Raw genomic sequence first — 1,276 nt, forward strand, 5'->3', positions numbered from 1 at the left:
CCATCTCGCCGTTCTCGGTGCAGGGACCGTCGGCGATGACCTGGTTGACCTCGATCCGGTCACCCTCGGCCACGATCGGCTTCTGGTTGAACGAGGTGCCCTGGTTGGACCGCTTGAACTTGGCCACGCGGTAGGTGGTGCGGGTGCCGTCGTCGTTGGCCACGGTGACGTAATCCGCCGAGACCTCCTCGGCCACCCCGGCCTTCTCCGCGATCACCATGTCACCGGGATCGGTCGCGGCGCGGTATTCCATGCCGGTGCCGACCAGTGGCGCCTCGCTCTTGAGCAGCGGCACCGACTGGCGCATCATGTTGGCGCCCATGAGCGCCCGGTTGGCGTCGTCGTGCTCCAGGAACGGGATCATCGCGGTGGCGACCGACACCATCTGGCGCGGCGACACGTCCATGTAGTGCACGTCGTCCGAGCGTACGTACTCGAACTCGCCGCCCTTGGTGCGGACCAGCACGCGTCGTTCGGCGAACCCGCCGTCGGCCGACAGCGGGGAGTTGGCCTGGGCGATGACGTAGCGGTCTTCCTCGTCGGCGGTGAGGTACACGATCTGGTCGGTCACCTTGCTGTCGACGACCTTGCGGTAGGGCGTCTCGATGAAGCCGAACGGGTTGAGCCTGGCGAAGGAGGCGAGCGAGCCGATCAGGCCGATGTTGGGGCCTTCGGGAGTCTCGATCGGGCACATCCGGCCGTAGTGGGACGGGTGCACGTCGCGGACCTCCATGCCCGCCCGCTCACGCGACAGGCCGCCGGGGCCGAGCGCGTTCAGCCGCCGCTTGTGCGTCAGGCCGGCCAGCGGGTTGGTGTGGTCCATGAACTGGGACAGCTGGGAGGTGCCGAAGAACTCCTTGATCGACGCCACCACCGGGCGGATGTTGATCAGGGTCTGCGGCGTGATCGCCTCGACGTCCTGGGTGGTCATCCGCTCGCGGACGACGCGCTCCATGCGGGCCAGGCCCAGGCGGACCTGGTTCTGGATGAGCTCGCCGACGCTGCGGATGCGGCGGTTGCCGAAGTGGTCGATGTCGTCGACCTCCACGACGGCCTCACCCATCGAGGTCTCGCCGGCGTGCAGCCGCACCAGGTATTCGATGATCGAGACGATGTCTTCCTCGGTCAGCGTGCCCTGGGAGATGTCGGCGCCGACGCCGAGCTTCTTGTTGATCTTGTAGCGGCCGACCTTCGCCAGGTCGTAACGCTTCGGGTTGAAATACAGGTTCTCCAGCAGGGTCTGCGCCGACTCCTTGGTCGGCGGCTCACCCGGCCG

Annotated in this window: 1 pseudogene; it reads right to left on the minus strand. The window is 67.2% G+C overall.

Features of this window, described 5'->3' with window-relative positions:
- A pseudogene (locus ABD999_RS43745) lies at positions 1 to 1,276 on the minus strand (DNA-directed RNA polymerase subunit beta); the annotation flags it as partial.

The sequence above is a fragment of the Nonomuraea ferruginea genome (assembly GCF_039540635.1).
GTDB classification, from domain to species: Bacteria; Actinomycetota; Actinomycetes; order Streptosporangiales; family Streptosporangiaceae; genus Nonomuraea; species Nonomuraea ferruginea.